Origin of the sequence: Actinosynnema sp. ALI-1.44, assembly GCF_001984155.1 — a bacterium.
Taxonomy (GTDB): domain Bacteria; phylum Actinomycetota; class Actinomycetes; order Mycobacteriales; family Pseudonocardiaceae; genus Kibdelosporangium.
Genome location: NZ_MTQO01000040.1, coordinates 162,910 through 188,141 on the forward strand (window position 1 = coordinate 162,910; position 25,232 = coordinate 188,141).

Sequence of the window (25,232 nt, forward strand, 5' to 3'; positions counted from 1 at the left end):
GCACGGCAGAAGCTAGGCGCGGCAGCCAGTCACGCGGAAGTGCCCGCGGTCATGGCGGAGGCACATGACCTTTGGCCAGACTTTGACCGTGCCGTGTCCGAACAGCCGTAGGCTCGGGGGATGAAGATGCCGTGGGTGTCCGGCGCGGTCTACGGAGTCGTGCTGCTGGCCGGGCTCTACTACGTCTTCGCCGGTCTGGGCGAGCCGCATCCGTTGCGGGTCTTCGGCTTCGTGGCCGCGATCGCGGTGTTGTTCGTCCTCGACGCGGTGGAGCGTTCGCACGCGGTGTTGTTCCTGGCCGCCAGGCTGGTGCTGTTCTCGGTCGTGGTCGCGCTGGACGAGTCGAGCTTGTCCCGGGTCCTGTTCGTGCTGGTGCCGTTCGCCGCGTATCTGACGTTCGGTCGGATGGCCGGACTTGGGCTCGGCGGGCTGTGCTTCGCGTTGCTCGTCGTGAGTTTCGTGGTGTGGGTGCCTGGCTGGTACCGGGACGCGAACTACGTGTCCGACGTGCTGATGTTCAGCCTGGGGTTGATCCTGGCGGTGGCCATGGCGGACGTCGCTGTCCGTGAGCGACGCGCGGCGGCGAAGGTCGCCGAGCTGTCCGCGGCCGCCGAGCGCAGCAGGCTCGCCCGTGACATCCACGACAGCCTGGGGCACCACCTGACCGCGGTCTCCATCCAACTGGAGAAGGCGGCCGCGTTCACCTCGCGGGATCCCGACGTGGCCGCGCGGGCCCTCGCGGACGCCAGGGGATCGGTGGCCCACGCGCTGGAGGACGTCCGGACCTCGGTCAGCACGCTGCGCACCGGCCATTCGCTGGTGGGGGCACTGACGGCGCTCGACGTGGCGGTCGAGGTCGACGGCGACGAACCGGCCCTGGACCGGGCGACCGTCACCACCCTCTACCGCGCGGCGCAGGAAGCGATCACCAACGCACGACGGCACGGTCAGGCGGGCCGGGTGTCCGTGGCGGTGGCGTTCGGCAAAGCAGACACCCGCTTGGTGGTGAGCGACGACGGCAGCGGCTTCCAGCCCGGGGCGGATCACGGCGGCTTCGGGCTGCTGGGCTTGTGGGAACGCGCGGCACTGGTGGGCGGATCGGTCACAGTGGACAGTGCGCCGGGTTCGGGGACGCGGGTCGCGGTGACGGTGCCGCGCTCATGACGGTCCGTGTGCTGGTCGTCGACGACCAAAGGCTTGTCCGCGAAGGCATCGCGTCGCTGCTGGACATCCAGCCGGGCATCTCGGTGGTGGGGATGGCCGAGGACGGCAAGCAGGCCGTGGACCAGGTCGCCGCGCTGGGCCCGGACGTGGTGCTGATGGACGTCCGGATGCCCGGGATGGACGGCGTCGACGCGGTGGCGGTGCTCAGGAAACGCGCGCCGGAGTGCAAAGTCGTGATGCTGACGACGTTCGACGACGAGGAGTACGTCATCCAGGCACTGCGTGCCGGGGCGGCGGGTTACCTGCTGAAGGACTTGCCCGCCGCGCAGTTGGCCGAGGCCGTCCGGTTGGCGCACGCAGGCGTCACGCAATTGGACGACGCTGCCGCGCACCACGTTGCCGCTGCATTGAGTTCGCACGCCGCGCCGAGCCGCGTGGACGCGCTGACGGCGAGGGAAACGGATGTGCTGCGGCTGATCGCGTCCGGAGCGACGAACCGCGAGATCGCGTCGCGCCTGTTCCTCAGCGAGGGGACGGTGAAGAACCACATCTCCCGGATACTCGGCAGACTCGGGCTACGCGACCGCACCCAGGCGGCGATCTACGCGAGGGACCACGGCCTGGTCTGAGCAGCACATCCGGGCACGGGGTGCCGGGCACAGCCAGGCCGGCACCCCGCGGCACTCATGCGCTGGCGGCGGTCGCGGGGTGCAGACGCAGACCGACGCCCGCCCAGAGTGCGCGCCGGACTGCCTCGTAGCAGGGGCGGCAGGCCGGCACCCGGATGGGCCTGGTCACTGACTGGCTCAGGGCGACGCTCAGTCCCGGTTCGGCCGTGGACTGGCACGTGCTGTGGTGGTGACCGGCTGGGGCGCAGACGCACAGGCAGGCGGTGCTGGGGTTCATCGCGACCTCCGTTGGTGAGCGTGATTCAACACACTAATGGCACTCAGTGCCACAGCGCAACACCCCGTGCTACTTTTTCGGTCATGACGAGCGGGGTGCCCGACCGCAGGCGACGGGTCCGCGAGGCGCTCACCGCGGCCGCGATCGACCTGTTCCTGACAAAGGGGTATGAGGAGACGACCGTCGACGAGATCGCCGCGGCGGCGAGGGTGGGCAGGCGGACGTTCTTCCGCTACTTCCCCTCGAAGGAAGACGTGATCTTCCCCGACCACGAGGCCCGCCTCGTCCGCGTCGCCGAGGTCTTCGCGACCGCGCCCCAGGACGAGCCACCGCTGGCGGTCGCCTGCCGCGCTGTGCACGGGGTGCTGGAGGCGTACCTCGCCGAGGGTGTCATCGCAGTACAGCGGTACCGTTTGACCAGGGACTTCCCCCAGTTGCGCGCCAGGGAGATCGCGAGCGCGCACAGCTACCACATCGCCGTCACGCGGTATCTGGTCGACCGCGTCGGTGACGAACCCGACGGCGCGCTGTGGGCCGAAGTCGCCGCCTCGGCGGTCGTGTCCGCGCACAACCACGTTCTGCGGCAGTACCTCAAGGCGGGCGGCAAGGGCGATGTGCTCGGCAAAGCCGACCGCGCGTTCCGGTACATCCGGGAAACGCTGGGACTGACCGCCGCACGCGCCGACGACGCCGACGACGATGTCGTGGTCGCGGTGATGCGCCGGGGTATGCCGCTCGCCAACGTGATGAGCCGGATCGAGGACGCGCTCGAACGTTGACACTGAGTGCCAAAACGCTGAGGGTGTCCAACCGCTAACGGATGCGCAGTGCGTACGCGGGCTGTCGGGCCGCTGATCGTGGCAACTGGACTCGTGCTCCGTGCGGCGTCGGTTCCCAGCGCAACCGGTCCCTGGTGCCCGCCAGGGTGATCGTCGCGCGTGGACCGGGTGTCATGTCGATCTCCACCACCGGGCCGGGGCTGTCGAGGACGATCGCGTTCACCGCGTTGTTCGAGGTGGTGTAACGGATCTGCTGGCCCATCGAGGTGATCCCCTTGGCGCGGTCCCACGGCCTCGTCCGGTAGATCGCCTCGCCGTTGGTGTGCAACCACTTCCCCAGGCCCAGCAGGCGTTCACGTTGTGCGGCGGGGATCTGGCCGGTGCCGGTCGGTCCGACGTTGATCAGCAGGTTGCCGCCGTGCGCGACGATGTCGACGAACAGGTGCACCAACGCGGTCTCGCTCAGGTAGCTCGCGTCCGACTCCAGCCTGTTGTAGCCGAACGAGGTGCCGATGCCGCGGCACGCCTCCCATTTGCGGTCCGCCGGGCCGGTCGTCGCGGCGTACTCCAACGTGACGAAGTCGGCCGGTAGCGGGCGGCTCATGTCGAAACGGTCGTTGACCAGGCCGTCCGGCACCGTGGCGTAATAGGTTTCGAACAACGCCTCCGCGTCCGCGTTGGGCAGGAAGCCGTAGTCGTTCCACAGCACGCTTGGGCGGTAGCGGGTGACCAGTTCACGCCAGTGCGCGTCGGTGTAGCGGGCGTACTGCTCGCCCTGCGGCATCGCCTCGATCAGCTTGGTGTCGTCGGTGATCGGGATACCGCCGAAGGTCCAGTCCATTCCTTCCGAGTAGTACGCGCCGAACCGCATCCCGCGCGCCCGGACCGCTCCGGCGAGTTCGCCGACCACGTCGCGCGGCGACTGCCATCCGCGCTTGTGCGGGTTGGTGTGCCGGCTCGGCCACAGCAGGAAGCCGTCCTCGGTCTTCGTGGTCAGCACCACGTACCCCGCCCCGGCCTGCTGGAACAGCTCCGCCCACGGTCCCGGGTCCCACCCCGGGATCATCCGGTCGCGGAACTGCTCCACGAACCCGTCGTACGGCATCGTGCCGTAGTGCTCGGCGTGGTAGCGGCCTGTTTCACTGCCCGCGACGGCCATCGTGTTCTGGTACATCTCGGCGTACGGCAGCGTGCGCCACGTCTGCTGCTGCAGGCGTAGTGGCACGTTCGGCGTGCCCGGCGCGACGAGGTCGCGCAGCAGGTGCACAGGGGCGAATGCCGGGATGGCCGCCGCGTTCCAGTGGACGAAGATGCCCAGCTTGACCTCGTCGTACCATCCCGGCACTGGTCGCGTCGCCGCTTTCCCCAGCGTTCCCCCAGCGGCGGTACCGCCCATGACGAGGGAAAACGTTCCTGCTGATGCTGCACAGAGCAGTGCGCGACGGCTGACCATGACCGTCATCGTCACCGGGATGGCGGTATGCGGACATCCACCGATTGGTTGCCCGATCGGTGGATCTTGGCTGATCCACGTGGAACCTGCATGATCGACTGGCGCGTGTCGCCGACCCTCCGTGGGTTTTTGTCGCGCTCATGGCAGGATCCGTCAGTGCGTTATTACGCTGATCTCCACGTGCACTCGAAGCACAGCCGGGCGTGCAGCCGCGACTGTGACGTGCGCAACCTGGCGTGGTGGGCGCGGCGCAAGGGGATCACCGTGCTGGGCACCGGTGACTTCACCCATCCGGCGTGGGCGCGGGAACTGCGCGAGACGCTGGAGCCAGCCGAGCCCGGCCTGTTCAAGCTGCGCGACGACGTCGACGCCGACGTGCTGCGCACGCTACCCGGCTCGTGCCACGGCGATGTGCGGTTCATGCTGGAAGTGGAGATCTCGACGATCTACAAGCGGGACGACCGCACCCGCAAGGTGCACCACCTCTGCTACGTGCCGTCGTTCGACGCCGCCGACAAGTTCACCGCCGCGCTGGCCAAGATCGGCAACCTGGGGTCCGACGGGCGGCCGATTCTCGGTCTGGATTCCCGCGACCTGCTGGAGATCACGCTGGAGTCGGGCGAGGGGTCGTACCTCGTGCCCGCGCACGTGTGGACGCCGTGGTTCGCCGTGCTCGGCTCGAAGTCGGGTTTCGACGCGGTCGCGGACTGCTACGCCGACCTGGCCGACCACGTCTTCGCCGTCGAGACCGGGCTGTCCAGCGACCCGTCGATGAACTGGCGGGTGTCCGGACTGGACTCCTACCGGCTGGTCAGCAACTCCGACGCGCACTCGCCGCCGATCCTCGGCCGCAACGCCACCGTGTTCGACACCGAGTTGGACTACTTCAAGCTGCGTGACGCGTTGCGGGACGGCACCGGGTACGTCGGCACGGTCGACATGTTTCCCGAAGAGGGCAAGTACTTCCTCGACGGGCACCGCAAGTGCGACGTGCGGATGGAACCCGGCGAGACCAAGAAGCTCGGCGGCGTCTGCCCTTCGTGTTCGAAGCCGTTGACTGTCGGTGTGCTGCACCGGATAGCCGAGCTGGCCGACCGCGAACCCGGTGTGCGCCCGGCGAACGCGGGCGAGTACTGGAGCATCATCCCGCTGCCGGAGATCATGGGCGAGATCCTCAAGGTCGGTCCCAAGAGCAAGGCCGTCAGCGCGGCGGTGAGCGATCTGGTCAACGCGCACGGTCCGGAACTGCCGCTGCTGATGGAGGCTCCGCTCGAGGGGATCCGCAATCCCCTTGTGCACGAGGCGATCGACCGGTTGCGCCGCGGCCAGGTCCGCTGCGATCCCGGGTTCGACGGCGAGTACGGCACCATCAAGGTGTTCGCGCCCGGTGAACTGGACGCGCCGACCGACCAGAGCCCCGGGCTGTTCGACGTGCCGACGGTCGAGGAGATCGTCGTGTCGCGGCGGGCCATCAAGCCGCTGGTCGAGATCACGCGGCCGGTGACGCCGGTGATGATCACGCCGCCGTCCACGTCGTCGCTGCTGGACGGTCTCGACCCGGACCAGCGCGTCGCGGCGTCCGTTGTGGACGGTCAGGTGCTGATCGTCGCAGGCCCGGGAACCGGCAAGACGCGGACGCTGACCCACCGGATCGCGCACCTCGTGCTGTCCCACGACGTTTCGCCCGACTCGGTGCTGGCCATCACGTTCACCCGCCGCGCCGCCGAGGAGATGCGGGAACGCCTCGCCGCGCTGATCCCGGCTGCCGCGGAGCTGACCGTGGCCACATTCCACCAGTTCGGCCTGATGATCCTGCGCGAGCAGCACGCCGTGCTCGGCCTCGCGGCGGACTTCGGTGTCGCCGACGAGGCGACCAGGATCGCCCTGCTGCGGGAGATCGTCGGCGAGGAGCCGCGACGGGCGCTGCGGGACATCTCCCGCGCCAAGCGGGTGCTCGCCGCCGAGCTCGCCGCGGCCGCCGCGGGGGAGCTGCCGATCGGCGACGAGATCGACGGTGACCTGATCGGCCTGGTCGAACGCTACGACAAGGCGTTGCACAGCAAGGATCTCGTCGACTTCGACGACCTGCTGGCGATGCCGGTGACGCTGTTGTCCCGGCAGATCGAGCTGGTCGAGCACTACCGGTCGCGGTTCTCCCACATCTGCGTCGACGAGTACCAGGACGTCGACGAACTGCAGTACCGGCTGCTGCAGGAGTTGACGCCGCAGAACGGCAACCTCTGCGCGATCGGCGACCCCGACCAGGCGATCTACTCGTTCCGCGGTGCGGACGTCGGGTTCTTCCTGCGGTTCCAGCACGACTTCCCGGCCGCGCGGACCGTCCAGCTGACCCGCAACTACCGCTCCAGCCCGGTGATCGTGGCAGGCGCGCTCGCGGCCATCAAACCGACGACGCTCGTGCCCGACCGGGAACTGCAGGCGATGCGCACGGCACCGGGTGACCGGGAGCGGATCGGCGTCTACCTGGCCGCTTCCGACGAGTCGGAGGCGGAGTTCGTCGTGCGGACCATCGAGGAGTTGCTCGGCGGCTCGTCGTTCCACGCACACGACTCCGGCCGGGTCGGGGGTGACGGCGTCGACGGTGGACTGTCCTTTGACGACATCGCGGTGCTGTACCGGACGGACGCGCAGACGAAACCCGTGATGGAGGCGTTGGCACGGGAAGGTTTGCCGTTCCAGAAGCGCTCCCACTCACCGCTTGCCGGGCACCCCGGCGTGCGCGCGCTGGTCGAACATTTCGTTGTGGACAGTCCGAACACGCCTCTGTTGCTCAGGCAGGCCGCGCAGCGCGTGCCGGAGTCGGTCGACGTGCAGGACGCGCTCGAACTGCTGAACCCGCTGGCAACCCGGCTGGAACCGGCCGCGTTCCTGGCCGAGCTGGCGCTGGGCGCCGAGGTGGACACGTGGGATCCGCGGGCCGAGAAGATTTCGCTGCTGACGTTGCACGCGTCCAAAGGGCTCGAGTTCCCGGTCGTATTCATCATCGGTTGCGCCGATGGCACGCTGCCAATGCGCTGGTCGCAGGAAACTGACGAGGAACGACGATTGTTCTTCGTCGGTGTGAGTCGTGCGCAGAAGCACTTGTACCTCAGCCATCGGGGCGAACCCTCGCCATTCCTGGGCGCACTCGGCCCGCAAGTGGCTGAAAAGTTGGCAGATCGCACCGCTAGGAGAAGTCGTCAGCTGAGACTCCTATAAGTTCTACTGCCATGAGCGAAACACCGGCTTTGCACGAAGTGGCTTCCGGGATCCACGCCTGGGTCCAGCCCGACGGCTCGTGGTGGCTCAACAACGCGGGTGTGATCCACGACGGATCATCAGTCGTGCTGGTCGACACATGTGCGACGCGCCACCGTACTTCCCGTTTCCTGGAAGCGGTTGCCGAGGTGACCAATGGCGCGTCCGTCGACATCGCCGTGAACACCCACCTGCACGGCGACCACACGTACGGCAACGCCCTGCTGCCGTCCTCGACCACGATCGTGTCCCACCGGCTGACACGTGACGGTCTGCTCGCGGACTTCATCCTGAAGAACACGCCGCCGGTCTGGTCGCCCGCGCCGGACTGGGAGATCTCCGAGATCCGCGCGGCCACTGTGACCTTCGGCTCGTCGATGACCGTGTACGCGGGCGAAATCGCCGTTTCGCTCGAGCACCCCGGCTACAGCGCGCACACCCCGGGCGACGCGGTCGCGTGGGTGCCGTCGGCCAAGGTGCTGTTCACCGGTGACCTGATCTTCCACAAGGTCACCCCGCTGGTGTTCATGGGTTCGGTGAGCGGCGCGTTGCGTTCGCTGGAGTGGCTGCGCGGCTTCTCGGCGGCCCACGTCGTGCCGGGACACGGCCCAGTCCTCGACGGCTCGGCGTTCGGCGAGGTGCTCGACTCGCACGCCCGGTACTACAAAATGGTCCAGGCCACAGCGGCCGCGGGTCTCGACCGGGGCTGGACGCCGTTGGAGGCCGCGAAGGACTGCGACCTCGGCGAGTTCGCGGACCTGCCGGACGCCGAGCGCATCGTGCTCAACCTGCACCGGGCGTACGCGGAGGCGACGAACACCGAGATGGACCTGCTCGCGTCGCTGACCGACGCGATGACGTACAATGGCGGCCCGCTGGCGTGTGCGCTGTAATCCACTCAGGACCGTGTCTATTTTGTCTTTGTCCGCATCGGCCTGGTGAGGTTGGTCAAACGGGCGGCGTCGGCTTGATCGTCCGGATAAGGTCGATGTCATGCAGGGGCGGGTTCTTGTGATGGCGCTTGTGCTGGTGGCCGCGGGGTGTGCGGGGCCGGTGCGCGCGGATTCGGACAGGGCGCGGACGTGCCAGGGGGCCAAGGATGTGATGGCGACCGGGCTGCCGGTCGACGAGTTCAAGCCGAACCCCGTCCCGCCGCTGCCCGACGACAGCGTGCAGGAGCCGAGGGGCAAGCAGACCGGGGAGACCATCGAGGTCGCCGCGGTCATCGACGCGGACCCCGAGGTGGTCAAGCAGGACATCGCCAAGGTGGTGACCGCACGCGGGTGGACCCACGGTGACCAGAACGGCTCGATAATCACCTACCGCAGCCCGAGCGGGCTCACCGGTGACGTGAAGCTCGTGCTGTGCGACGACGAGGACGACTTCGTCGTGTTCAGACAGCAAGGGAAGTGAACAGCTCCACGGCCGAGTCGATCTCCAGGTCCGAACCGCGGAAGTTCCACGCCGCCGCGCACAGCACCCGTGCGCCCGCGCTGAGGGCCGCGGGCGGGCCCGGGTGCAGTCGCAGTTTGCCGTGGGTCACCGTCGCGATCCAGCCCTCACATTCCCAGTAGTGCGCGTCGCAGTCCACGATCGGCTGGTGGCGGAACAGATCCCGCAGGTCGGTCGCGACGAACGTCGGCCGCTCACCCTGCGGGATCAGGAGTAACGAACGCAGGTCGGTCGACTCGTTCAACACGAGCACGCCGGGGACGTGGATCTGCCGCGCGGCCGCGACGAACGCCAAGGACTGGCTGACCGCGATCGGGTACCAGGCCCCGGTCAGCCGGATGGCCTCACGCAGCAGCGCTTGGTACGGCAGGCCGCCCGTGACCGTGGCGCCGGCGAGGATGGATTCGTCCCGTTGGGCCGGAACCAGGCCGTCCAGCAGCCGCGCCGATGCCTGCGCCTGCGTCACCACATGCGACCCGGGTGCGTACAGGTTCAGGCTGGTCAGCAGCGAGACAGCGCCCGCAGGAGTCCGCGTGGCGCTGACGAAGGCGACGGGACGCAGGCGGGCGACCGTGTCGGCTGTGAAAGGGATCACCCCGGTGTTTCGGTCCAGTAATCCTTCCAGCTCGAACAGAAATCCGTCGTACATGTCGGCGAGCGTAGGCATTGACTATTCGACTTCTTTGCTGAACGGGACTGTGGCGACGTGCTGTGTTCGGCAGGAGCATACAAGCGGGCGCCGCGCCGAATAACCTACTTTCGCATAGTGTGTACCGGCGACTGGCACACTCGTGCCACCGGTTGAGCGGTACTGCCAGGCGGCGAGGGGCTCGCGTGGCGGCCGATCCACCGCGCCCGATATAGCTGTGCTGCATGAGTTCCCAGCATCCGGGCGGTTTCCCCGCAGTACGGCAGGGGGTCATAATCGTAGAGTTATGCCTTTTTGTTAGGTACCCGGTAATCGTGGCGATGATATTGTTCACGTCTACCTTGACCCGGGAGAAATTCTGATGACCGGTGTTCTCGATGTCGGAAACGGCGTGTCCGATTTGAAAGCGCATGCTCGACATCGAATGACGTGTGTCGAAGGCACACTCGGTTCGGGCAAGAGCGCGTTGCTCGCCGAAATGGCGCGGCAGGCGCAGGCGTCCGGATTCGCCGTTCGGCTGGCGACGGCGTCCGCGGTGGAACGCGACCTGCCGTTCGGGGTCGTCGAACAGCTTTTCCCCGGCAAGCTCGACGACTTCGACCTGGTCAGGGACGTCCACCAGGTCCTCAGGTTCGCCACGCGGTACCTGCGCGCGCTCGCCGCGCAGCAACCGGTCTTCATCGGTGTCGACAACGTGGACCAAGCCGACGAGCAGTCCGTGCGGTGGCTGACGTTCGTCCACCACCGCATGGTCGACCTGCCGGTCAGCATGATCCTGACCGCCGGTCCCGTGCGGTCCGGCCTGGTCAACGAGTTGGTCGGACCACCGGCGCGGATCCGGCTGCGTGGCCTGGAACTGGCCGGCTGCGCCAGGATGATCGGCCCCGCCCCCGCCGAGTACGTGACCGCCTGCCGCGACGCCACCGACGGGAACCCGTACCTGCTCAGGGAACTGCTCGCGGCGCGTGAACCCATGACGGCCGCGGGGATCGACGCCGCGGCGTCCACGGTCGCGACCAGCCTCGTGCCACGACTGCGCTGGTACGGCGAGGACGTGCTCGCGATCGCCAAGGCCGTTGCGCTGATCGACGGGATCTCGATCCCGCTCGCGGCAGCGGTCGCCGGTCTGGACGTCGAGCGCGGCGTTGCGGCCGCGGCCAAGCTCGCCGAACTCGGTTTCGTCGCGGCGGAACCACTGGCGATCACGTATCCGATCGCCGCCAAAGCACTGCTGCACACCATCACCAGCCCCGAACGGGAGACCGCGCACGGCCGCGCGGCCGAATTCCTGCACAGCCGTGGGGAACCAGCCGGTGAGCACCTGCTGGCCAGCGGCCCGGTCGGGCAGCAGTGGGCCGTCGACGCGTTGCGGGACGCCGCCCGCCGCGAGCAGAGCCCGGACCGCGCTGCCCGGTACCTGCGCAGGCTGTTGCGCGAGCCGTTGCCCGCCAACGGGTTGCGCGCGGAGATCGTCGGGCAGCTCGGCCAGTTGGAGACCCACCTCGATCCGGACGCCGCGTTCGAGTCGCTCACCCAGGCCAGCGGGCACATCGCCGACCCGGTCGACGAGGCCCGGCTGACCCTCACGCTGGCCTACGAGATCGCCGAACGCCAGGACCGCGGCCGTGCGGTCACCGCGCTCGACACCGCGGCGCAGGCCGTCGCCGACAAGGACCCGGACCTCGGGCACTCGCTGCGGCTCTACGCCTCCCGGCTGATTCTCGAGGAGTCCTGCGTCGACGCCGAGCTGGCGCCGAGGCTGGCGCGGCTGCGTGCGGAACCGGACATGTCGGCGAAGAACGCGCTGTTCCTCGACGCGCTGCTGGCGTTCCGCGACTGCATGCGCGGCGAGGACCCCAGCCGGGCGTCCGCGCTGATCCGCGCCGTGCCGTCCAGCCTGGTCGACGGGGCCGTCGGCGACATCATCGACCGCGCGGCGTTCACCCACATCGTGATCGCGCTGATGATCGCGGACGAGCTCGAAGCCGCGCTGGAGCTGTGTGACGCGGCGTTCGCGGTCACCGCCAGCCGGGACGTGCCGGTCGCGGCGGCGCAGGTGCACTCCCTGCGCGCGCACATCTGCCTGCGGCTGGGCAGGCTGGCCGACGCGGCGGCCGCGGGTGGTGCGGCGCTGGAGATCTTCGACCAGCTCAAGCTCGGCCGTCAGCGGGTGGTCACCCTCGCGGTCACCGCGCTCTGCTCGACCTGGGCGGAGATGGGCGACCCCCAGCGGGGGCTCGACCTGCTCGCCGCGCACCGGCTGGACGGCGCGGTGCCCGCGGCACGGCGGTTCGACCGGGTGCTCTACCACCGCGGCATCGTCCGCGCCCGGCTCGGCGACCACGGCGGTGCCCTGCTCGACCTGTTGGAATGCGGCAAGCGGCTGGTGAAGCGCGGGGTCGTCAACCCGGGCGGGACGGCGTGGCGGTCGCACGCGGCCGAGGAGTACCTCGCGCTCGGGCGGCCGATGGACGCGCTGCGGCTCGTCGAAGAGGAAGTCGTGCTGGCCCGGCGGTGGGGGCGCCCGCGAGCGCTGGGCAACGCGCTGCGAGTGGCGGGTATCGCCGCACAGGAACAGGGCGCCGAGTTGCTGGCGGAGTCCGTCCAGGTGCTCAACGACTCACCCGCCCGGCTCCAATTGGCCCGTTCGCTGCTCGGCTGGGGCGCGTACCTGCCACCCGCTGACCGGCGCCCGGTGTACCGGCGTGCGTACGACTTGGCGAAGTCGTGCGGGGCTGTGCCCGTCATGACGACGGCGGCGAACGAGCTGCGTGCGGCAGGAGGACGGCGCTCACGGCAGGACTCGTGCAGCCTGACCGATCAAGAGATGTGCGTCGCGTCGATGGCTGTGCGTGGCCGGACCAACCGCGAGATCGCGGCCGAGTTGTACGTCACTCAGCGTGCTGTCGAACAACATCTGACCAAGGTCTACCGCAAGCTCCGCATCGCCGGGCGCGCGCAACTGGCCGCCGCGCTGCGGGGACACTGGCCGGGTGGAGATCCGTAAAGGCCTGGGGTACGCGATCGCCGCGTACGCGTTGTGGGGGTTGTTCCCGCTCTACTTCGCGGTGCTCAAACCCGCTGGTCCGCTGGAAGTTCTGGTGCACCGTTGCGTGTGGACAGCGGTTTTCGGCGTGCTGTTGCTGGCCGCGCTGCGCAGGCTGCGTGGCCTGCGTGACGCGTTCCAGCCGAAGCTGGTGCTCGCCGCGTTCGTGATCGCGGTCAACTGGCTGGTCTACGTGTACGGAGTGCACACCAACCAGGTGGTCGAGACGTCACTCGGTTACTTCCTGAATCCGTTGCTGACAGTAATCCTCGGCGTCACGCTGCTGCGCGAACGGCTGCGTGCCGCGCAGTGGCTGGCGGTGGGCGTCGGCGCCGCGGCCGCGGTCGTCCTCACCGTCGAGTATGGACGGTTGCCGTGGATCGCGATCACCCTCGCGGTGGCGTTCGGCACGTACGGGGTGCTCAAGAAGTCCGTCGCGGTGCCCGCGGCGGAGGGCGTCACGGTGGAAACCCTCTTGCTGGCGCCGATCGCACTGGTGTACACGTTCTGGTTCGCCGGACCGCAGGGCAACACGTTCGTGTCCGGGTCGGTGTGGCACACCGTGCTGCTCGTGCTGGCAGGCCCGATCACCGGGATACCGCTGCTGATGTACGCCGGAGCGGCGCGGCGCTTGCCGCTGACCATGATGGGGCTGCTCCAGTACATCACCCCGGTGTTGCAGTTCACCCTCGGCATCACCGTGTTCGGTGAGGCGATGCCGCCGGTGCGCCTTTTCGGCTTCGGACTCGTCTGGCTGGCCCTCGCCGTGCTGTCGTTCGACGGCCTCAGACAGCGCCGAACGGCCCCTCTGCCGGTTGGCGGCAGTCAGTAGGCGTTCTGTCACCCCAGGTCAGCGATGCTTTTTCGATCAGTTGCCCCAGCCCGCTATGCCAGTCCGGGCATTGGGTGGCAGTATGGACGCTGGCCGCGGGTCATCGCTGTGACGACCCGGGCTGTATTTCAGGGAGATAGTGGTATGGCGCAAGGCACCGTTAAGTGGTTTAACGGCGAGAAGGGCTTCGGGTTCATCGAGCAGGACGGCGGGGGCGCCGACGTGTTCGTGCACTACTCGGAGATCCAGGGCAGCGGCTTCCGGTCATTGGACGAGGGCCAGCGTGTCGAGTTCGAGATCGGCCAGGGCCAGAAGGGCCCGCAGGCCCAGAGCGTGCGCGCGATCTGAGTCAGCACATCGTGGCGTGGGGCCCGTACCTGCCGGTGCGGGCCTTCCGCCTTTCTCACCTCATGTGACGCCTACCCCAGCTTGGCGCCGACTTCGGCGGCTTTGGGGTGCCGGAGGTAGTCCAAAATGGCCTTCGCGGCCGTCCACGACTCGGCCGCGCCGGTCCAGTCCTGTTCGGCCTCTTGGACGTCACCCAGGTTGTTGAGGGACAGCGCTTCGAAGTAGGAACTCCCCAGCTCCCGGAAACCGGCGATGGCGTACCGGTAGTGCTCGGCCGCCTGGCCGAGTGACCCCATCCGGTGGTGGATGTAGCCGAGGCTGTCCCGGACTGCGGCCTGCATGTGCTTGTCCCGCAACTGGTCGGCGATCCGCAGCGCCTGTTCGCACAGACCGAGGGCGGCCTGGTGGTCGCCGAGATGCGCGGTCGTCCACCCGAGCCCGTTCAGGCTGCTGGCCTCGCCGAGCCGGTGTTCACTCCACCGGAACAGGGCGAGCGCCTGCCGGTGGTGGGCCATTGCCCGTTCGTAGTCGGTCTTCTCGTGGTACGTCCACGCCAAATGGCGGTGTGCCAACGCTTCACCGCTGCGGTCACCGAGCTGGCCGTACAGGTCGATCGCCTGCTCGGCGTGGTGCACGGTCTCGGAGTACTCGTACAGGTTGTGATACGCCTGCGCGAGAAGGCGATGTGCGTCCGCCTCGGCGGACTTGTTGCCGATCCGTTGCGCGGTCCGCAAAGCGATCCGCTGCGTGTTGGCCCAGTCCTGCCAGTGCCCGCGCAGCCGGAGGAACCCGGCCAGTGCGCGGGGGAGTTGCCACGCGTGGTTGTCCCAGCCTTGGTCGGCGGCCTGCTGCACACACGCCATCAACGAGTGGTGTTCGTCGTCGAACCAGCGGATGGTGTTCGGGTAGTCGGTCAGCTCGCGCGGGTTCGAGCCGTCGGCGGGTGGATCGGCTTCGAACCCCGTCAGGTTGCTGTAGAGCTGTTTGTCACCGGACATCGCGGTGTGCAGGTAGTGGTCGAGCACCCGGCCGAACGGGTCCCGTGTGTACTCCAACGCCGCCTGTTCGGTCGCGTAGACCCGCAGCAGGTCGTGGAACCCGTACCGGCCGGGGTGTTGCTCGCTGAGCAGGTGCGCGCGGACCAGTTCGGTGAGGTCGCGTCTCGCCTGGCCGGCGTCGCTCCCGGCCAGCGCGGCGGCGCAGTGCACCCCGATGTCGGGGCCGGGGAAGACGCCGAGCAGCCGGAACATCCGGGCCGCGGTCGGCGACAACCGGTCGCACGACCAGGAGAACACCGTTCTGAGGTCCAGGGTTTCGCCGAGGTCGAGCCCGTCGAGCCGGGCCTCGGTCAGCTCGTCGACCAGTGACCGCAACGGGGTCACGAAGCTCGTGTTGACCCGTGAGGCGACGATGCTCAACGCGAGCGGCAGCCCCGCCGACAGCTGGGCCAGTTCGGTCGCCGCATCCGATTCCGAGACAACGGTTTGCGCGCCGAGCCGCATGGCGAGCAGTTCACGGCTGGTGCTCACGTCGAACAGTTCGAGTGTGCGGCGTTGTGCGCCCGAAAGGGCGACCAGTCGGTCGAGGCGGTCCCGGCTGGTGATGATCACGCCGCAGTCCGGGCTGCCCGGCAACAACGACTGCACGTGGTCGCTGTCGGCCACGTTGTCCAGCACGACAAGAACTTGTTTGCCCGCAAGCAGACTGCGGAACATCGCGGCCCGCTCGTCCTCCTCGGCGGGGATGGCCTGCGGTGCGACCCCGAGGTCCTGCAGGAATCCGCGCAGCACCCGGCTGGCGTCCAACGGTGGCTGCGGCCCGAATCCGTGCATGGCCACGTACAACTGGCCGTCCGGGAAGCGGTGCTGGATCCGGTGTGCCCAGTGCAGGGCCAGGGTCGTCTTGCCGACCCCGGCGGTCCCGGAGATGACGGCGATGGTCATCCGGTCGCTGTCGAGCATCGCGTCCAGCGCCGCGATGTCCTCGGCGCGGTTGACGATCCGCGGGTGGTGCGCGGGCAGTTGCCGTGGTGCCGGGCGTTGTGCCGACCGCGCGACCGCGGGCGGGATCAGCTGGGCCAGCGTCGTCCCGAGTTCGGCGTCACACCTCTTGGCGAGCTCGATGGACGCAGGGCGCAGACCGTTCTCTATTTTGCTGAGATAGCCGGTGTTGTAGTGCACACGGGCGGACAGTTCGCGCAGCGACCACCCAGCGGCCTGCCTGGCTTCCCGCAGCCGCTTGCCGAACGCGGACACGGCGTCCTCCCATCTCCCCCGTTCGTTGCCTGCTGACGAGGCAACAGCCAACCACTCCCGAGCCGCTCCCCGCTCAGTGATAGTTGAGAGCACAAGCGTGCCAACCGGCTGGGACTATCTGCAACGGTAGTAGTACCCACGCTGGTCGTGCTCGCATGGCACCGCGCACCATAGCGTGACAGCTGCGCGGTGACAGGCGGCATCGCGGTGTCCCCAGCACCAGCCGCCGACTTTGGGAGGGGCCTGGCCGGTTTCACCCCCAAGCCGACCATGTCCCTCCCTTCCTTCCTTTGCCCGTGTGATCGGGCACAGATCTGACAACCGTCGCAGCCCGTATGCGGATCGTGACTAGCGTATGGACCGTTGTGCCACAACAAAAGACCATGGGCGCATGGGTCAAGTCGCGTATCAGGAGCTGGGCGTCTCGCTGATGCCGTACGCACTGCGGCTGACCGGTTACGACCGGCACTGGGCGGAAGACGTCGTGCAGGAGACCTTGATCAGGGCCTGGCGCAACGCGAGCAGGTTGGATCCGCGGCCGAATCTGTTGCGTGCCTGGATGTGCACCGTGGCGCGGCGGGTCGTGATCGACGACCGGCGCAGCAGGCGGGCACGGCCGTACGAGGTCGAAGAGGTGCACGAGGACTACGTCAGCGTTCCCGATCCGGCCGACCAGGCGGTGTCCGCGATGGTCGTGCACCGCGCGCTGGACAAGTTGCCGCGCGCGCAACGCGAGGTCATCCAGGAGACCTACCTGCGCGGGCGGACCGTCAACGAGGTCGCCGACATGCTCGGTGTTCCGCCGGGAACCGTGAAATCCCGGATGTACCACGGGGTTCGAGCGCTGCGCCGGGCCCTTGACGACCGGGAGACGTGAACAGCACGCCGCGTACCCTGTGCACGCGCGCCTCGGTGATGGCGGCGTTCACCACGGGGGAGCCGCGGAACGCCTGCGCCACGGCGACCCACCACGCGCACTCACTGTCCAATCCGGAGCCGTCCTGCGTGGCCTCCGGGTACGCCGTGCCCGCCGCCCGCCGCGAGTGGTTGACCGCGGCCTTCAGCTGCGCGGCCTCGACGGCGGAATCCAGGTCCGTCCCGGAAAGTCCGCGCACTCTTGCTGTGCGTTCGGCCGCGGACCGGACATCGGGGTCGAACCTGGGTGCCAGCGCCCACCGCCACTCGCTCAGCTCCAGCAGTTGCCTGCGCACGCGATGATGCGGGCAGAGCCGCTTGCCCCGCGCCACGAAGACGACTTGCGTCAAATGTGGACGTCATGGGCGACCTCGTGGTCGGTGGAGAACGACGAGACGATCCGGCGCACGTGCCCAGGCATACCGGGGTCGTCGAACGAGCGGTGGTCGGTGATGGCGTCGAGCAGTTCGTCCGCGAGTTCCTCCGCGGCCCGTTCGTCGTGGTCGCCGAAGGCCGTGCGGCCCGCCACGCACCGCGCCGTGTCCGGCAGCGGCGCGAACCGGACCTCCACGTGCTTGCCGAGGTGCTGGGCGATCAGCTCGCACACCCGCCGCGCGGACTGGAGGTGGGTGGCGCCCGGCGCGAGCCCGAGCTCTTCCACGACCCGGGTGACCAGTGCGCGGCGGGTGCGTCTGTTCATCGGGGCTCATGGTCCCGCCGGATGAACCAGCCCTCGTAGCGGCCCGGTTCGAGTGCGTCCGCGATCGCCTGGATGGTGGCCCGCCTGGTCTGCTGGGACAGCTCGGGGACCTTGCCCGCGAGCCGCGTCACGAACTCGACCACGCCCAGTTCCCGCAGTTGGACGAGGTCGGCGCGTTCGCTGTCGATCCAGCGCGCGAGCCGGTCGTCGAAGAAGTACGCGGGCGGGACGTCGAAGTGCTCGGCCAGGCCGAGGATGTGCTTCAGCCTCGGGTTGTCGCTGACCCCGTTGAGCAGCTCCCTGATGTAGCTGGCCGAGATCGAGCCGAACCGGCCGCCTCTGCTGATGGTGGTGGCCACGTCCTCCGGCGACACGGTGCCGTGGGTGGTGTCGAACAGCGTTTTCAGCGCCTCGTGCCGCCAGCGCGGCGTTTCCCCCTCGGCCAGTTCGCGGCGCCCGCCGACGAAGTAGGCCGGGTGCACCCCCAGCGCGCCTGCCAGGTCCTCGATCGCCTGGCGGGTCGGATTGTCCTTCAGACCTTTGCGCAGCTGCGCGATGTACGCGTGCCCGATGTCGCCCCCGCGCTCCCGGATCGCCGTGGCGAGCTCGACGTTGCTCAGCCGCCTGCGCCTGGCAGGCGGGTGGCGGCAGAGATCATCGAGGACCGCGGCGAACAGACCCTCCCCGACACGGGTCGTCACTGTTCCGCCTCCCCGGATTTTTGCGCTTGGTCACCTTGGCTCGCCCTGTCCAGTTCGGTGCGTACTGGTGGCTGGCTTGCGTCACGTTCCCCTGAGGTGCGGTTGGCAGCCGCGCGGCCTGCTTTCGGCCATGAGATTGACACAACGGGTGTCATGCCCCTCCCCTCATTCGATCGGGTCGACTATGGACTCGTTGGAAACCCTCCGGCAAGGGTTGAACACTGTGCGTCGCCCCCCTATGCTCCGGTCGGCGTATTTCTACTCCCGTTGGGGGTGATTCTCTAGATCTTCCACGTCAGTTGAAGTCGTGGTGTCACCGCCGCCAGCCAGACCAGGGTGCAGGTTAGAGCTGATAGGGAGGTTCCTTCCATGCGCGCACGGCATAGAGCGACCCGCGGCCGGGCCCGTTCTTCAGGTGAGCGCTTCACCCCCCACAAGATCGTGTTGACCGCCGCGGCTGTCGGGACCGCGGGTGTGATCGCGATGGTGATGAACGATCTCGCCGGTGCATCCGTGACACAAAGCGAGACGGATTCCCCAGCCACGACGAACCCGGGGCACAACCAGGCCCCCGCCCCCGCCAGTGCCGGTACCCCGCGACCGGCGCTCAGGCCAGCGACAACCTGGTACCCGGACTGGTCCACAACCGGGTCCGGACCCTCCAGCGGGACGAAATGCGATCCGATGGCGCTCCGGTGGTGCTGAGCAACCCCTGGTCCTCGGCCGCGAAGAAGGAGCGGAGTCTCGACATGAAGCAGCAACTAGGTGGGCGGACCAGCGCTCATGGCGGGGTGGACACCACCCCTCGCCGGTCGGGCAGGGCAGGCGCGCCATCCCGGCCGGACGAGTTCTGGGACGCCGCGCCCATGCGCGCCGCCGCGGCGGAACGGCACTTCGGCCAGCTCCTGCGCGAGTACCGGCGGGCGAGCAACGTCGGCCAGGCCGAGGTCGCCAACTGGCTGGGCGTCAGCCAAGGGCAGATCAGCAGGATCGAACGTGACCGAAGTCAGGTGCACGACCTGGACAAACTCGAGCGCTGGGCGAAGGCGTTGAAGATCCCGCAGCGGCTGCTGTGGTTCCAGCTGTCGGGGGCCCGGCAGACGGAGTTCTCGGGCGGCGACGGCGGGTTCAACGCACTGCGGACCGTGAGCAGGCCGGACGGGCAGGTCGGCCTGGGCATGCGTCAGCTGTTCCGGTGGCTCGGCAACGAGCTGACCGACGAGTCGGAACTCCAGCACGAGAACGTCTTCCGGGCAGCGGCGGAGTCGTACCTGCGCGGCGGCTGGTTCGCGTTCGACGAAGGAGAGGTCGCGCTGGGCAGCCAGCGGCTGCGGATCGCGCTCAACCTGAGCAGGCGCTCCGGTGAGCTGGCGCTGTCCGCGGAGATCCTCGCGGCGCTGAGCTTCCAGTCGTTGTTCCACGGCACGCTCGAGTCGGCGGTTCCCGTGATCCGGATGGCCGAGCAGGCCGCTGAACGGACCGGTCTGACCCTGTTGCGGGTGGAGGTCGCCTCGATGGCGGCGTCCTGCTACGCGATGATGGGCGACCGCGACACGTGCCTGCAGGTGTTGCGCAGGGCGGAGAAGTCGCTCGAGGCCTACGGCACGTCCGAGCCGACTGACCGGCTGTACCTGGCCTCCGGCTGTGCGCTGTCGTTCCGCTTCCTCGGCTGGCCGCGCGAGGCGGAAGGCTTCGCGCGCACCGCGGTCAAACTGAGCGAACGCTGGCCGGGCGTTCGGCTGTGCACGAGGACACTGCTGGCCTCCGCACTGGCCGACCAGCGCAAGATCGAGGAAGCGTGCGCGGTCACGTCGCAGATCGTGCCCCGCGTCGCGCCGATCCGCCCGGTCCGTGACCAGGTGTGCCTCACGTCGGTGGTCCGGCGGCTGTCGAAGTACGGCGACGACGTCTCGGTCAGGACGCTGTACAGCCAGCTGGCCGGGGTCGGCGTGGCTGTTCCCCGCATCTGATCGCCGCTGTCGTGATCGCTGCTGTCGTGATCGTTGCCGCGTACCGGGATTTCCGCCCCCGGAGTGCCGTGAACGGCACTCCGGGGGTGCAAGGCGGTGGCAGCGATGGTGGTCATCAGCCCGCGGCGATCATCCGCTCGATCTCCGCGTCGAAGTCGAACCACTGGTCCTCGCCGCCCGGCAGCACCACCTCGTAGGTGGTGTCGAGGAAGTCGGCGATGTCCTGTGCGTGCGCCTCGAACCGGGCCTGGCCCTTCGGCGTGACGAACTCGATCAGCACGAGCTCGTCGTTCTCCTTGTCCGGCCACATCCGCACGTCACCCTCGCCCGTGCGCACGATCAGGCCGTCGGCCAGCAGGTCACGCGACAGGATCCACTGAACAGCCCGCGCGCCCTCCGGCTCGAACAACGCGTACACGGCGAACGGGTCGCGTGTGTCGTAGCGCAGTTCGACGTCGACGGGAACCGGGTGTTCGGAAACCAGTTCGAACGTGACGGTCATGACGATCTCGGTGTGCTCTTCGCGCATCATCGCTGCCTCCTGTCAGCTTCAGGGCCTTGCGGCGATGAGACGCCTCCCCACGGCCTGTCTGATGCCGTTATCCGCGATGATCACTCGAACGTGTCGGATAGTGGCGCCCGTCACCCGGAAGGCTGCCCTTTGGGGCTCGCGGCGAACGTGCGCCGGTAGTCCTTCGGCCCCACCCCGACGACCTTGTTGAAATGGTGCCTGAGCAGCGCCGCTCCGCCGAAACCGCACTGCTGCGCGATCTGTTCGATGCTCAGCGTGGTGTCCTCCAGCAGCCGCTGCGCGTGCAGGACGCGTTGCGTGGACAGCCAGCGCAGCGGTGTGGTCCCCGTCTCCGCCACGAACTTGCGCGCGAAGGTCCGTTCGGAGGTCTGCGCCCGCTTGGCCAGGTCTGCCACGGTGTGTTCGACGGCGAGGTGTTCGAGCATCCACGTGAGCACCGGTTCGAGGCTGTCGCCGGTGCGCGGGATGGGGAGTTCGACGTACTGGCGTTGGCCGCCGTCGCGTTGCGGCGGAACGACCATCCGGCGCGCGATCGCGGCGGCGTGCGCCGAGCCGAGTTCCCGGCGGACCAGGTGCAGGCAGGCGTCGATCCCGGCCGCCGTGCCCGCGCTGGTGATGATGTCGCCGTCGTCGACGAAGAGCACGTCCGGGTCGAGCTTGGCGTGGGGGAACATGGCGGCGAACTGGTCGACGTGCCGCCAGTGCGTGGTGCACAGCCTGCCGTCGAGCAGCCCGGTGGCGCCGAGCAGGAAGACGCCGCTGCAGACCGTGAGGATGGTCGAGCCCCGCGCGGATGCGTCCCGCAGTGCTTGGAGAACGGTCTCCGGGTACTCGTCACGGATGTTGCACGCGGGGATCGCGACCAGGTCCGCGTCGGCCAACGCGGCCAGGCCGTGGTCCGGGGTGAGGGTGACACCGACTGAGGTGCGCAGTGGCACGTTCGGCTGCTCACCGCACACCCGGAACTCGAACGGCGGCACTCCGTCCTCGCTGCGGTCGATCCCGAAGACCTCGCAGAGCACGCCGAACTCGAAGGGGGCGAACTCGTCGACGAGCACGGCGGCCACGGTTCTCAGCATGCCGCCATGGTAGTTGGCAGGATTTTGACGGACAAGGTCCCTACTGCCACTGTTGGCGGGAAATCTGCCAAAGCAAAATTACTGCCATGGCTGAAACACTCGTTCTCCTCATCCTCCTGGCAGTGCTGGTCTACGGACTGCAGCGCAACCACCACCCGCGGCCCGGCAACACCCTCGCGGGCGCGGCGGACTTCGACGTCCGCGACGCGACCAGAACGCACCCGATCCTGTCTCCCTAGGACCCGTTCGAAAAGGATCATCCGCTGTCCCCTGATGCGTACATTGTGGACGCTGTCAGGGTTACCACGTTCGTGGCAGACCCGTGCGCCTCGAGCACGGGTTTGCCTGCGCACGCACACTCGTTTGCCCGCCAGGGCAAGAAGTCTGCCTCCATTCGGCCTTGCTGCCTGTACGGTGGTGAGGACCAGATGGGGGTTTCGTATGTCCACGTTGAGCGCCGACGTGCTCGTCTGCGGTGCTGGTCCTGCCGGGCTGGTCCTGGCGAACATGGTGCGGGCAGCGGGAATTCGTTGTCTGGTCGTGGAGCGGCGGAGTCGCGCCCACGTCGAGCGACGCGCCCGCGCCGGGTTCCTCGCCGCCAACAGCGTCCGCGTCCTGACCGAGAACGGTCTCGCCGAAGGCCTGCGTGCCAACGGGCAGCAGCACGACACCTGCGCCTTCCGCGGGGACCACGGCGAGTTCGAGCTCAAGTACAGCGGACTGGGGCACGGCGAAGTGCACACCGTGTACCCGCAGCAGGATCTGGTCCGGGACCTGATCGGGGAATTCCTCGACCGGGACGGCGAAATCCTGTTCTCGACAGTCGTCACGAACATCGACGCCGAACGCGCGGAGCTCGTGCTCGAGGACGGCTCGCGGCTGACCGGGCGGTTCGTCGTCGGGTGCGACGGACAGCACGGTGTCTCCCGAAAAGCGGTGCCCGCCAAGGTGTACCAGCGGGACCATGGCCTTTCGTGGCTCGCGTTGCTGGCCGAGGCGCCGCCCAGCATGGCGGCGGTGATGTACGCGATTCACCCTAACGGGTTCGCCGGGCACATGGCGCGCAGTTCCGTGATCACTCGCTATTACCTCCAGGTGCCCAGGGGGACGGATCCCGATACATGGTCGGATGAAAAAGTCTGGGACGAGTTGCACGTGCGGATGCGTGCCGATCACTATGGGGCGCTTCGTACGGGAAAGATCATCGAGCGCCGGGTAGTGGACATGACCTCACACGTGATGGATCCGATCCAGCACGCGTCGCTTTTCCTCGCCGGTGACTCGGCGAGCCTGATCAGCCCGTCCGCGGCCAAGGGCGCGAACCTCGCGCTGATGGCGGCGGAACTGCTCGCGAAAGCACTGGCAGGCGCGATCAACCACGGTGACGATCGCGCGCTGGCGAGGTACACGGCGGACTGCCTGCCCCGGATCTGGCGTGCACAGGAGTTCTCGCATTGGATGATCAACCTGTTGCACAGCCCGGCCGGGAACGACGACCACGCGGTGTTCACGCGGTCGTTGCAGCGAGCGCGACTGGAGAGCCTGCGGGACTCGCGGGCGCACCAGGACCACTTCGCTGAGGGCTACGTCGGAATCTGACAAGTAACTTCGACCCATTTCGGGGGAGACGTGTGTTTGGCACGGCCTGACCTTGACGTGCTCGATCGGATGCGTGACGTCATCCGGCGCAGCGACACCCACAGTGTGCTCGCGATGTTCGGCGTGGACGCCGACGTCGCCGCGCACTGTTCGTTCGACCACGGTGCGGTACTGGTCTTCCCGGAGTCTTCGGCGCAGGCGCCGGACGCGCTCCGCGCGGAGGGGCTGGCAGTCGGCGAGATGGTGCCGAGCGTCGTGGTGCGCGGCAGATTGATGCGGCGGTACGGCGTCGCGGGTCTGGACGTCGGCATCCTGCGCGCTCCCGTCGGTGACGCGGAGATCGAGATCTTCACGCTGGCGGGCGCGACGGCGGACATCGTGACCGCGGAACGGGAACACCAGCACGAGAAGCACTTCGCCCTGTCGGTGGCGAACCCGGACGCGATAGTCCTTTCAGGACTGGCGACCTCGTTGCACGACGCCGGGCTGGTGCCGGACGGCGGCGGCTACAACTCGCACGTCGACTGCACCGTGCTCTACTTCCGCCGCGGCGGGCAGCGCCTCGAGCTGATCTCCGCGGGGCAACACGACGGTGCGCTGAAGCAACACCTGCGGCACGACCCGGCATACCGGCTGCTGGAGGTGATGACCGGTGCGTGGCGGACACAGGCCGTCGCCGTCGCCGCGTCGCTCCGGCTGGCCGACCACCTGGCCGTCGGGAGGTCCGTCGCGGACATCAGTGCCGATCTCGGTCTGCACCGCGACAGCCTCCACCGCCTGCTGCGGTACCTGACGAGCCTGGGGGTGCTGCGGACGGACGGCGGCACGTTCACGTTGACCGCGTTGGGTGAGCTGTTGCGGACGGACGCGTCGAACTCGTTGCAGCCGCTGGCAGTGCTGTACGGGGACTCGTTCTACCAGTCGTTCGGCCAGCTCGAACAGGCGGTGCGCACCGGCCGCGAATCCTTCGACGGCGTGTTCGGCAAGCACCACTTCGACTACTTCGCCGAGCACCCCGACCTGGGCTTCAACCGGGCGATGGCCGCGAGCGCGGCGATCTTCGGGCAGGTCGCGGAGGCCTTCGACTTCACGTCGGCCCGGCATGTCGTCGATGTCGCGGGCGGCACCGGGGAACTGCTCAAGCAGGTGCTGAACACGGTGCCCCACCTGCGCGGCACGCTGTTCGAGCGGCCCGATGTCATCCCGGCCGCGCGGGCCAACCTGGCCGGGTGCGTCGAGCGGTGCACGTTCGTCGGCGGTGACTTCACCAGTTCCGTGCCGGGCGGCGGTGACGTCTACCTGTTGTCCCGCGTGCTGCACGACTGGGACGACCAGCAGTGCCTGGCGATCCTGAAGCGGTGTGCCTCGTCCATGGGGCCGGAGGCGACGTTGCTCGTGGTCGAACGGCTGCTCCCGGAGGATTGCTCGCCGTCCCTCGCCGTGGCGTGGGACGTGCACATGCTGTGCAACGTCGGTGGCAGGGAACGGACTCTCGGGCACTACCGGGGGTTGCTCGCCGAGGTCGGGCTGGTCGTCACATCGGCAACGGACCTGCCGTTGGACTTCTCCCTGATCACCGCGCGGGTCGGCTGAT

Annotated in this window: 22 protein-coding genes; 14 read left to right on the plus strand and 8 right to left on the minus strand. The window is 68.4% G+C overall.

What is annotated here, in order from left to right:
* The first annotated feature begins 120 nt into the window (after nucleotides 1–120).
* The 3 genes from ALI144C_RS14770 (at nucleotide 121) to ALI144C_RS14780 (ending at nucleotide 2,849) form a co-directional block, all read left to right on the plus strand.
* Entirely contained in the window at nucleotides 121–1,164 is a 1,044-nt protein-coding gene (locus ALI144C_RS14770) for a sensor histidine kinase (RefSeq protein WP_076987661.1), read from the plus strand.
* Nucleotides 1,161–1,793, plus strand: a complete 633-nt coding sequence (locus tag ALI144C_RS14775; protein WP_076987662.1) for a response regulator — start codon at nucleotides 1,161–1,163, stop codon at nucleotides 1,791–1,793. Before ALI144C_RS14770 ends, ALI144C_RS14775 begins: the two co-directional genes overlap by 4 nt.
* Before the next feature lie 360 nt (nucleotides 1,794–2,153).
* A complete protein-coding gene (locus ALI144C_RS14780) occupies nucleotides 2,154–2,849 on the plus strand; it encodes a TetR family transcriptional regulator (protein ID WP_083753031.1) in 696 nt (231 codons plus the stop codon).
* 34 nt (nucleotides 2,850–2,883) lie between these two features.
* On the opposite strand, the gene ALI144C_RS14785 is transcribed toward ALI144C_RS14780, so the two are convergent.
* Complete coding sequence (locus tag ALI144C_RS14785; RefSeq protein WP_330359589.1) at nucleotides 2,884–4,311, minus strand: alpha-L-fucosidase; 1,428 nt, start codon at nucleotides 4,309–4,311, stop codon at nucleotides 2,884–2,886.
* A 147-nt stretch (nucleotides 4,312–4,458) separates the two neighbouring features.
* Between ALI144C_RS14785 and ALI144C_RS14790 the strand changes: the two genes are divergently transcribed.
* The 3 genes from ALI144C_RS14790 (at nucleotide 4,459) to ALI144C_RS14800 (ending at nucleotide 8,973) form a co-directional block, all read left to right on the plus strand.
* A complete protein-coding gene (locus ALI144C_RS14790) occupies nucleotides 4,459–7,521 on the plus strand; it encodes a UvrD-helicase domain-containing protein (RefSeq protein WP_076987750.1) in 3,063 nt (1,020 codons plus the stop codon).
* An 11-nt stretch (nucleotides 7,522–7,532) separates the two neighbouring features.
* Nucleotides 7,533–8,453, plus strand: a complete 921-nt coding sequence (locus tag ALI144C_RS14795; protein WP_076987664.1) for an MBL fold metallo-hydrolase — start codon at nucleotides 7,533–7,535, stop codon at nucleotides 8,451–8,453.
* A gap of 100 nt (nucleotides 8,454–8,553) precedes the next feature.
* Nucleotides 8,554–8,973, plus strand: coding sequence for a hypothetical protein (locus tag ALI144C_RS14800; RefSeq protein ID WP_143230649.1), 420 nt, complete (start codon nucleotides 8,554–8,556; stop codon nucleotides 8,971–8,973).
* Here the strand turns inward: ALI144C_RS14800 and ALI144C_RS14805 are convergent.
* Entirely contained in the window at nucleotides 8,954–9,661 is a 708-nt protein-coding gene (locus tag ALI144C_RS14805) for a hypothetical protein (protein WP_143230650.1), read from the minus strand. The two genes, ALI144C_RS14800 and ALI144C_RS14805, sit on opposite strands and share 20 nt — an antisense overlap.
* A gap of 424 nt (nucleotides 9,662–10,085) precedes the next feature.
* Here ALI144C_RS14805 and ALI144C_RS14810 point away from each other — a divergent pair, with 424 nt between their 5' ends.
* From ALI144C_RS14810 to ALI144C_RS14820, 3 genes are all read left to right on the plus strand, one after another.
* Nucleotides 10,086–12,668, plus strand: coding sequence for a helix-turn-helix domain-containing protein (locus ALI144C_RS14810; RefSeq protein WP_076987667.1), 2,583 nt, complete (start codon nucleotides 10,086–10,088; stop codon nucleotides 12,666–12,668).
* Nucleotides 12,655–13,539, plus strand: coding sequence for an EamA family transporter RarD (gene rarD / locus ALI144C_RS14815; RefSeq protein ID WP_076987668.1), 885 nt, complete (start codon nucleotides 12,655–12,657; stop codon nucleotides 13,537–13,539). Before ALI144C_RS14810 ends, rarD begins: the two co-directional genes overlap by 14 nt.
* A 144-nt stretch (nucleotides 13,540–13,683) precedes the next feature.
* Nucleotides 13,684–13,887: a cold-shock protein gene (locus ALI144C_RS14820; protein WP_033381005.1), complete on the plus strand. Its 204-nt coding sequence runs from the start codon at nucleotides 13,684–13,686 to the stop codon at nucleotides 13,885–13,887.
* A 71-nt stretch (nucleotides 13,888–13,958) separates the two neighbouring features.
* On the opposite strand, the gene ALI144C_RS14825 is transcribed toward ALI144C_RS14820, so the two are convergent.
* Nucleotides 13,959–16,142 carry an ATP-binding protein gene (locus ALI144C_RS14825; RefSeq protein WP_076987669.1) on the minus strand — a complete coding sequence of 728 codons (2,184 nt, stop codon included), beginning with the start codon at nucleotides 16,140–16,142 and terminating at the stop codon, nucleotides 13,959–13,961.
* A 391-nt stretch (nucleotides 16,143–16,533) separates the two neighbouring features.
* On the opposite strand from ALI144C_RS14825, the gene ALI144C_RS14830 reads away from it, so the two are divergent.
* On the plus strand, nucleotides 16,534–17,019 hold the full coding sequence (locus ALI144C_RS14830) for a sigma-70 family RNA polymerase sigma factor (RefSeq protein WP_237774142.1): 486 nt from the start codon (nucleotides 16,534–16,536) through the stop codon (nucleotides 17,017–17,019).
* Here ALI144C_RS14830 and ALI144C_RS59030 read toward each other — a convergent pair.
* The 3 genes from ALI144C_RS59030 to ALI144C_RS14845 are packed head-to-tail and all read right to left on the minus strand — an operon-like array spanning nucleotide 16,913 to nucleotide 18,458.
* Entirely contained in the window at nucleotides 16,913–17,389 is a 477-nt protein-coding gene (locus ALI144C_RS59030; RefSeq protein WP_441297560.1) for a DUF6545 domain-containing protein, read from the minus strand. The genes ALI144C_RS14830 and ALI144C_RS59030 overlap by 107 nt on opposite strands.
* 14 nt (nucleotides 17,390–17,403) lie before the next feature.
* A complete protein-coding gene (locus ALI144C_RS14840) occupies nucleotides 17,404–17,757 on the minus strand; it encodes a hypothetical protein (RefSeq protein WP_076987672.1) in 354 nt (117 codons plus the stop codon).
* Nucleotides 17,754–18,458 carry a hypothetical protein gene (locus ALI144C_RS14845; RefSeq protein WP_076987673.1) on the minus strand — a complete coding sequence of 235 codons (705 nt, stop codon included), beginning with the start codon at nucleotides 18,456–18,458 and terminating at the stop codon, nucleotides 17,754–17,756. Before ALI144C_RS14845 ends, ALI144C_RS14840 begins: the two co-directional genes overlap by 4 nt.
* 749 nt (nucleotides 18,459–19,207) lie before the next feature.
* On the opposite strand from ALI144C_RS14845, the gene ALI144C_RS14850 reads away from it, so the two are divergent.
* Entirely contained in the window at nucleotides 19,208–20,428 is a 1,221-nt protein-coding gene (locus ALI144C_RS14850; protein ID WP_168211254.1) for a helix-turn-helix domain-containing protein, read from the plus strand.
* Between the two features lie 115 nt (nucleotides 20,429–20,543).
* On the opposite strand, the gene ALI144C_RS14855 is transcribed toward ALI144C_RS14850, so the two are convergent.
* Together ALI144C_RS14855 and ALI144C_RS14860 are read right to left on the minus strand one after the other, a co-directional pair.
* Nucleotides 20,544–20,957, minus strand: coding sequence for an SsgA family sporulation/cell division regulator (locus tag ALI144C_RS14855; RefSeq protein ID WP_076987751.1), 414 nt, complete (start codon nucleotides 20,955–20,957; stop codon nucleotides 20,544–20,546).
* A 113-nt stretch (nucleotides 20,958–21,070) separates the two neighbouring features.
* On the minus strand, nucleotides 21,071–22,039 hold the full coding sequence (locus tag ALI144C_RS14860) for a GlxA family transcriptional regulator (protein WP_076987675.1): 969 nt from the start codon (nucleotides 22,037–22,039) through the stop codon (nucleotides 21,071–21,073).
* Nucleotides 22,040–22,125: 86 nt separating this feature from the next.
* Here ALI144C_RS14860 and ALI144C_RS55450 point away from each other — a divergent pair, with 86 nt between their 5' ends.
* The 3 genes from ALI144C_RS55450 to ALI144C_RS57435 all read left to right on the plus strand — a co-directional run bounded on the left by ALI144C_RS55450 (nucleotide 22,126) and on the right by ALI144C_RS57435 (nucleotide 25,231).
* Complete coding sequence (locus ALI144C_RS55450; RefSeq protein WP_168211255.1) at nucleotides 22,126–22,278, plus strand: hypothetical protein; 153 nt, start codon at nucleotides 22,126–22,128, stop codon at nucleotides 22,276–22,278.
* Nucleotides 22,279–22,480: 202 nt separating this feature from the next.
* Entirely contained in the window at nucleotides 22,481–23,638 is a 1,158-nt protein-coding gene (locus ALI144C_RS14865; protein ID WP_076987676.1) for a 4-hydroxybenzoate 3-monooxygenase, read from the plus strand.
* 36 nt (nucleotides 23,639–23,674) lie between these two features.
* The gene (locus tag ALI144C_RS57435; protein ID WP_237774143.1) at nucleotides 23,675–25,231 is read left to right on the plus strand and encodes an acetylserotonin O-methyltransferase; all 1,557 of its coding nucleotides are present in this window, start codon (nucleotides 23,675–23,677) and stop codon (nucleotides 25,229–25,231) included.
* Nucleotide 25,232: the final 1 nt, after the last annotated feature.